The 6,303-nt window shown below is 55.6% G+C and carries 7 protein-coding genes and 1 rRNA gene; 7 read left to right on the forward strand and 1 reads right to left on the reverse strand.

What is annotated here, in order from left to right:
• The first annotated feature begins 8 nt into the window (after positions 1-8).
• From BR04_RS07085 to BR04_RS07115, 7 genes are all read left to right on the forward strand, one after another.
• Complete coding sequence (locus tag BR04_RS07085; RefSeq protein ID WP_496355306.1) at positions 9-479, forward strand: HAD family hydrolase; 471 nt, start codon at positions 9-11, stop codon at positions 477-479.
• A 12-nt stretch (positions 480-491) separates the two neighbouring features.
• Positions 492-707: a hypothetical protein gene (locus BR04_RS07090; protein ID WP_496355307.1), complete on the forward strand. Its 216-nt coding sequence runs from the start codon at positions 492-494 to the stop codon at positions 705-707.
• A gap of 67 nt (positions 708-774) precedes the next feature.
• Positions 775-1,605: a nitroreductase family protein gene (locus tag BR04_RS07095; protein ID WP_496355308.1), complete on the forward strand. Its 831-nt coding sequence runs from the start codon at positions 775-777 to the stop codon at positions 1,603-1,605.
• A 404-nt stretch (positions 1,606-2,009) separates the two neighbouring features.
• A complete protein-coding gene (locus tag BR04_RS07100; protein ID WP_496355309.1) occupies positions 2,010-2,990 on the forward strand; it encodes a sugar ABC transporter substrate-binding protein in 981 nt (326 codons plus the stop codon).
• A 128-nt stretch (positions 2,991-3,118) separates the two neighbouring features.
• Positions 3,119-3,877, forward strand: a complete 759-nt coding sequence (locus BR04_RS07105) for an ATP-binding cassette domain-containing protein (protein WP_496355310.1) — start codon at positions 3,119-3,121, stop codon at positions 3,875-3,877.
• Complete coding sequence (locus BR04_RS07110; RefSeq protein ID WP_496355311.1) at positions 3,877-4,836, forward strand: ABC transporter permease; 960 nt, start codon at positions 3,877-3,879, stop codon at positions 4,834-4,836. Before BR04_RS07105 ends, BR04_RS07110 begins: the two co-directional genes overlap by 1 nt.
• 2 nt (positions 4,837-4,838) lie before the next feature.
• The gene (locus tag BR04_RS07115; RefSeq protein ID WP_496355312.1) at positions 4,839-6,002 is read left to right on the forward strand and encodes a double-cubane-cluster-containing anaerobic reductase; all 1,164 of its coding nucleotides are present in this window, start codon (positions 4,839-4,841) and stop codon (positions 6,000-6,002) included.
• 175 nt (positions 6,003-6,177) lie between these two features.
• On the opposite strand, the gene rrf is transcribed toward BR04_RS07115, so the two are convergent.
• A 5S ribosomal RNA gene (rrf, locus tag BR04_RS07120) occupies positions 6,178-6,294 on the reverse strand.
• Positions 6,295-6,303: the final 9 nt, after the last annotated feature.

Here is a 6,303-nt window from a genome sequence, read left to right on the forward strand (position 1 = left end):
ATATAGCCATGATCGTACTGGAGATCCCCGGTTTCGGGGTGGTAAAGGCGAAGCATCTGGTGCTGGATTACAACGGTACCCTGGCAGAAGACGGCAAACTTGTGGAAGGGGTGACCGAACGCCTGACACAGCTGGCGAAAGCCCTCTCTATCCATGTGATTACCGCAGACACCTTCGGTTCTGTAAAGCGATCCCTCAACGGCCTTCCCCTTCAGCTTGTCACCATTGAAGCAGACGATCAGACAGAGGCAAAAAAAGCCTTTGTGGAAAATCTTGGCAAAGAAAGCGTCATCGCCATGGGCAATGGCCGCAACGATGCCGCCATGGTGCAGGCAGCCCGTATCGGTATTGCCATCCTCATGAAGGAAGGGGTTGCAAGTACCACCCTGACACAGGCCGACCTTGCAAGCCGCCACATCTGCGATGCCCTGGATCTGCTTCTCCATCCCCTCCGTCTTACGGCAACCTTAAGAGAATAAAAGGAGATTTTCATGATTCCGCGTCTTTTCAACACCGCCGCCATCCTCTGCCTTCTTCTGGCCCTCTCGACCCTGATCCCAAGGGCTGATGCCTCAAAAGACTGCCTTCTCGGGTACAAAGCCTTCTGCACCTTCACACCGGGCAGTACCTTCATCCTGGGCATGATGGCCTGGATTTTTTATGATATGGGCCAAAAATTCCTCTCCCGGAAGAACAACACCCCCTAAAAGCGTTCCCGCCTGAATTTCAGGTTCTTGCTTTTTTACCCAACGGCTGATGCCGGAAAGGAACACCATGACAGCTGCGTTTGTCACCATTGATCCGGATCTTTGCAACAAGGACGGCATCTGCGCCGCAGAATGCCCGGTTAAAATCTTAGGCTTTCCCAAGAAGGGAGAGATGCCCGCCCTGGTGGCCGGAGGGGAAGCACTCTGCATCCGCTGTGGTCACTGTGTATCCGTGTGCCCCACAGCGGCTATCCGCCTGAACTTCCTGGCACCCGAAGACTGCACCCCTGTGGACAGAAATCTGCTCCCCAATGAAAAGGCCACCCAACATCTCCTGGCCACCCGCCGCTCCATCCGCAACTATAAAAAAGAAACCGTAGACAAGGCCCGCCTGGAAGAACTGCTCCAGACAGCCAGTTGTGCCCCAACGGGCCACAACAGCCGCTGTGTCCAGTGGCTCGTGATCCACGACACCGAAGAAGTTCGTCGCCTCACCGCCATGGTGGCAGACTGGATGCGTTACATGATCAAGGAACAACCCGCCATGGCCAAGGCCTTCCATCTGGAAGAAACGGTGGCGGGTTTTGACCTGGGACTGGATGTCATCTGCCGGGATGCGCCCCACATCGTAGTGGCCTGCGCCCATAAGGCCGCTCCCACGGGTGCCATTGACTGCGCCACGGCCCTCGCCTACCTGGAAGTGGCCGCCCCGTCCATGGGACTTGGCACCTGTTGGGCCGGATTCTTCAACATCGCGGCCACCTTCTGGCCCCCTCTGAAAGAAGCCCTGGCCCTGCCCAAAGGGGTCAACAACCACGGCTCCGTGCTGGTAGGTGTCCCCCGATTCAAATACCACAGGATTCCCCCGCGATCTGCGGCGGCCATTACCTGGAAATAAACGTTTCCTGACAGAATCCGATCGGGTGGTGCAGAGTATGCTTCCTCTGCACCACAGTTCTGTCATCCCCGCGTGCCGACCTCATGCACAGCCCTTCCCCCTTTTATCCCCCTCAGCCACCTGGCCGGGGATGTCAATGACTGAACGGACAGCTTCCAGTACCAGGAATTCTATAGGGCTGATTTTTTACATATATTGATTTTCTGCATGATTATCAGAAATCCTATCGGAAAAATCATTTTGACCTCTGCCTGTCATAGCAGGTAACCATCCTTTGATTTTATCCGTATAGAAAAAACTGATTGTATGCTCAGGAACGCTGAGGCACCATCGGATGCTCACGGAAAGGTGAGGAACAAGGCGAGCCTGATAAATGAAAACCAATGACATAAGGAGCGGGGAGAATGAAAAGGTCAGTGGGATGTCTGGTGCTGGGTCTTCTCATGGTGGTGACAACGGCCATGGCAGGGGAGACCACGGGGCAGGGGCTTAAAATCTGGTTTGATGTGGGCGGCCCTGTGGGCGGCAGCTACAACACGGTGGTACAGAACGGTGCCAAGGCCGCAGCCGAAGACCTGGGAGTGAATTTAACCCTGGTGTACTCGGACTGGCATCCGGAAAAAATGATTGAAAATTTCAAAAAGGCCGTGGCCGTGAAGCCGGACGGCATCGTTGTCATGGGCCATCCCGGAGATGCCGCCTATGCGCCTTTCATTGAAGACGCCCGTAAAGCCGGTATTCTGGTGACATCCTGTGATACGCCCCTTCCGGAAGCTCAGGGAAAATACCAGGCCGAAGGTTTCGGCTACATTGGCCCGGACAATTACAGCCAGGGCAAGGCCATGGCCGAAGAATCCATCCGGCGCTTCAGCCTGAAGAAGGGAGACCGGGTTTTTGTCTGGGGCCTGAAACGCCTTCCCACGCGGGGTCGCAGGGCTGTGGGCATTCTGGAAACCCTGGAAGCCCATGGCATCGTGGTGGATTATTACGAGATTTCACCTGAGGTGGATCAGGATCCTTCTTTGGGTGCCCCTCTGGTGACGGGTTATCTGGCCTCCAGACCGGATGCAAAGCTCATGATCATTGACCATGGCTCCCTGACGGCACAGATGGAAAGTATTCTGCGCACCGCAGGTCAGAAGCCGGGTGCTGTGGCTGTGGCGGGTTTTTCCCTCTCTCCTGCCACGGCATCGGCCATCAAGAACGGGTATGTCCATTTGGTGGGGGATGCCCAGCCCTTTTTGCTGGGCTATCTTTCCGTGGCGCAGATTGCGCTCACGAAAAAATACGGGTTTTCCGGCCTCACCATTGATACGGGCAGCGGCTTTATCCACGCAGGCAACCTCGGTCTGGTGGAGCCTCTGGCGAAAAAGGGCCTGAGGTAATTTTAAAAGAAGAACCTGAATTCCATGGGCTTTGTCCTTGATTAAAATAGGGCGGAGCTTCATGGTTTTCAGGCTTGTTGGAACACAAGGCCGGAACGTCCGGGCCTTCGCCAAAGTCATGGAGACCCATGGAGCCTCTGCTTTCGGTGCGCAGTCTTAAAAAACGATATGGTCAGGTCATCGCCCTTGCGGGTGTGGATCTGGATCTTATGCCCGGGGAGGTTCTCGGCCTTCTGGGGGATAACGGAGCCGGAAAAACCACCTTCATTCGACTGATTTCCGGGGTGGAAACTCCGGACGGGGGCAGCATGCACCTTCAGAACCGCAGCATCGACTGGAAACGCTATACGGTTTCCAGTGCAAGAAAGCTTGGGGTTGAAACCGTGCATCAGGATCGCGCCCTTGGGGAAAAACAGCCCATCTGGAGAAATTTTTTCATGGGCCGCCATTACAGCAATGCTTTGGGGTTCATCGATGCAAACCGGGAGCGCAGGGAAGTGGCGGAAGTGCTGAAAAAGACCCTGGGCCTCTCCGGAGCAGGGCTGCATCCGGATGCGCCGGTCTCCGTTCTTTCCGGAGGGGAGCGTCAGGGCCTTGCCATTGGAAGGGCCATGTTTTTTGATGCGGATCTGGTCATTCTGGATGAACCCACCACGGCGCTGGCCCATGGAGAAGTGGAAAAGGTACTGCACTTTGTGGAGGCAATCCGGCAAAAGGGAAAAGCTGCAATCATGGTATCCCACAATCTGGCCCATGTGCACCGCTGTTGTGATCGCTTTGTTTTTTTTGACCGGGGCCGTACCGTGGGTAATTACAGAAAAGAGGATCTCTCCCTTCCGGAACTCATCGGTCTTTTTACGGGTTTTGCGTCCGAAGGAGGCCTCTGATGATGGGGGTTCTCTATAAAAACCGGATTCAGGCGGCGGTGACCTTTATTCTTTTTTTTCTTCTCTTTCTCTTCATGCTCTTAAGTCCTCAGACCTTTCTTTCGGGCAGAATCTACATGGCCTACATGGCCACAATTCCCTTTGCCGGTATTATGGCCCTTGCCATGACCCTCGTGGTGACCGCAGGGGAGATTGACCTTTCCTTTCCTTCCGTACTGGCCGCTTCAGGCTATGCCTTTGCTGTTTTTTTTGAGCTTACCGGTATACCCTTTGCCGGGGTGCTGGCGGGTCTGGCCGTGGGGGTTCTTGCGGGACTGATCAACGGTCTTCTGGTGGTGGGAATGGGCGTGCCTGCCATCATCGCCACCATCGGCACCCAGTTTTTCTGGCGGGGTGCAACCATCCTTGTTGCGGACGGTCTGGCCCTGAGCCTTACGGAAATCCGGGGAACCTTTTTCCATGATCTGGTGGCGGGGCGTCTCTGGGGGATTTTTCCCGCCCAGTTTCTCTGGTTTGCGGGCCTCTTTGTGCTGTTTGCTCTGGTGCATTCCCGCCATGTTTTTGGCGATGCGGTGCGTTTTGTGGGGGACAACGCCCTTGCCGCCCGCACCATGGGCATTGCCGTAGCCCGGACCCGGATTCTGGTTTTTGTACTCATGGGCCTCTGTGCAGCCCTTTCCGGTATCCTGCTGACAACGGAAATGGCTTCCTGGTGGCCCACCCAGGGCGAAGGCTACATGCTAATTGTCTTTGCCTCGGTGTTCATCGGCGGCACGTCCGTTTATGGAGGTGCGGGAACCATGTACGGCACCCTGGTGGGGGCCATCATCATCGGAATCATTGAGGCGGGTATTCTGGCCTCCGGTCTTTCGGGTTTCTGGACCCGGATGGTGCATGGCTGTGTGATTCTTTTTGCCGTATCCCTTTTTGCCTGGATGCAGGCGGGATCAAGGAGGTAGTGATGCAGCAGGATGCTCTTGAGGAGAAGGTTCGGGCGGCTCTTGCGCCCATTGCGGCACTGGGGGAGGGCTGTCTTCTGGAAATGTCCGAAGCCCAGGAAAGGGGTGTCGGCGTGGTGGGGCTTTTCTGCCTTTTTGCTCCGGAAGAACTGATCCGGGCCGCAGGCCTGATTCCCGTCAGCCTCTGCGGTAAAAAGGAAGATCCCATTGCCGCTGCGGAGGTGGATCTGCCTCCTGCCCTCTGTCCCCTCATCAAATCCAGTTATGGCTATGCTATCACAGACACCTGTCCTTTTTTTGCGGCCTCGGATCTCATTGTGGGGGAAACCACCTGTGACGGTAAAAAAAAGATGTTCGAATTTCTTGGCCAGAGCCGGGATGTTCATGTGATGCAGCTTCCCTATGACAGCAGGCGTGAAGGGGCGCTTGCATTCTGGCAGGGAGAGGTTGCGGCTTTACGGAAGCGACTGGAGGGGCTTGCGGGAAGAAAGATTGCAGACCGGGATCTGAGAGAAGCCATCGGGCTTCTCAACAGACGCCGGGAATGGATGCGGAAAATCGCATGGATGATGGCGTCCGACCCTCTGCCCCTTTCCGGCTCTGAGATGCTGCTGGTGACGGAAAGCCGCAATTACGGGCTGGATGTGGAGGCCTACATCGGGCTTCTGGAAAAGCTGTACGAGAATCTTCAGGAAATCGTTGAGGCGGGCGGACGAAAGTCCCTGAAAGGCCGTAAGCGCATTCTGCTCACGGGATGCCCCATGGGAAAAGGATCGGATAAGATCCTGAATCTCCTTGAGGCGTGCGGCGCTGTGGTGGTGGTTCAGGAGCACTGCTCGGGCGTGAAGGGCTTTTACCGCAGCATTCCTGAAACGGATGATCCCTTTGCGGCCCTGAGCCGTTACTATCTGGACACCCCCTGCGCCTGCATGAGCCCCAATCCGGAACGGATGGCCCTGCTGCGTGACCTTGCAGTCACCTTCCGTGCGGATGCTGTGGTGGATGCCTGCCTTTTCCATTGTCACCCTTATATTATGGAAAGCTGCCACGTAAGCCGTATCATGGAAGAAACGGGACTTCCCTGTCTGCATCTGGAGACGGGGTATTCGTCTTCAGATACGGAAAACCTGCGGGTGCGGGTGGAAGCCTTTCTTGAAATGCTGTGATCCTTAGCTTGAAAAGTGTTCCCCTGAATTGGTCTCCGCTTACCGTCCATCAATAAACCACCACCAAAAGGGGGCCATTGAAGATCCACCGCCCCCTGATCCTTTCTTTTCTTTCCCCAATAAAAAACGCCCTGCCTTCGAGGTGAGTTCACCTTGAAGACAGGGCGTTAAAAGAATCCGGCGGCGTCCTACTCTCCCACACAGTTGCCCATGCAGTACCATCGGCGCAGTCAAGCTTAACTTCCGTGTTCGGGATGGGAACGGGTGTGACCTTGACGCTATCGCCACCGAAAATTGTATT

The sequence above is a fragment of the Desulfobotulus sapovorans DSM 2055 genome, from assembly GCF_059569355.1.